This window comes from Acinetobacter sp. CIP 64.7 (assembly GCF_000369745.1).
GTDB classification, from domain to species: Bacteria; Pseudomonadota; Gammaproteobacteria; order Pseudomonadales; family Moraxellaceae; genus Acinetobacter; species Acinetobacter fasciculus.
The window spans coordinates 8,165-8,785 of sequence record NZ_KB850187.1; the positions used below are offsets into that span (position 1 = coordinate 8,165).

Sequence of the window (621 nt, forward strand, 5' to 3'; positions counted from 1 at the left end):
GTACAGCGTGCAATAATATAGCCTTCACGTTTCAGTTTTTGCCAGACTTTACGTACACCATATCGACCTGAACTTTCCTTCCAAATTCGTTTAATCTCCTCAGCATGATGTAAATCATGCAGAGCAGGTTTCGCTCGATGTTCTGGGTTATCAACGAGATCTAAAGCCCGATAATAGGTCGAAGCTGCAATCGGTAAAATTCTACAAATCGCATCAACACCATATAAGTCTTTATTGTTATGGATAAAATCCACCATTATTTGTGTGGGCGGTCGAGCTCCGCCTGGGCGAAAAAAGCGGCTGCTTTGCGTAGAATTTCATTGGCACGCTTTAATTCTTTAATTTCACGTTCCATTTGCTTCATTTTTTCTTGGTCAGATATCTGTTGTACTTTGGCAGGATTTAGTTGATCCATATGCTTTAAATACCAAACACGCAATGTTTCAGGAGTACAACCGATTTTAGGAGCAATAGCTGTGATCGCAGCCCAATTCGATGGATAATCTTTTTCAGATTCAATCAATAGTTGAACCGCTCTTTCTCTGATTTCAGGGGTATATTTTAATTTTGTCATCGGGACACTACGCTTCGCTACGTCTTGCGAAGCAATGCTTCTCATCT

1 pseudogene and 1 other annotated feature are annotated in these 621 nt (G+C 40.6%); the pseudogene reads right to left on the minus strand.

The window, feature by feature from the left end:
• Nucleotides 1-574: pseudogene (locus F890_RS18420) on the minus strand (IS3 family transposase); the annotation flags it as partial.
• Nucleotides 183-299: a sequence feature (AL1L pseudoknot), on the minus strand. It overlaps the preceding pseudogene by 117 nt.
• Nucleotides 575-621: the final 47 nt, after the last annotated feature.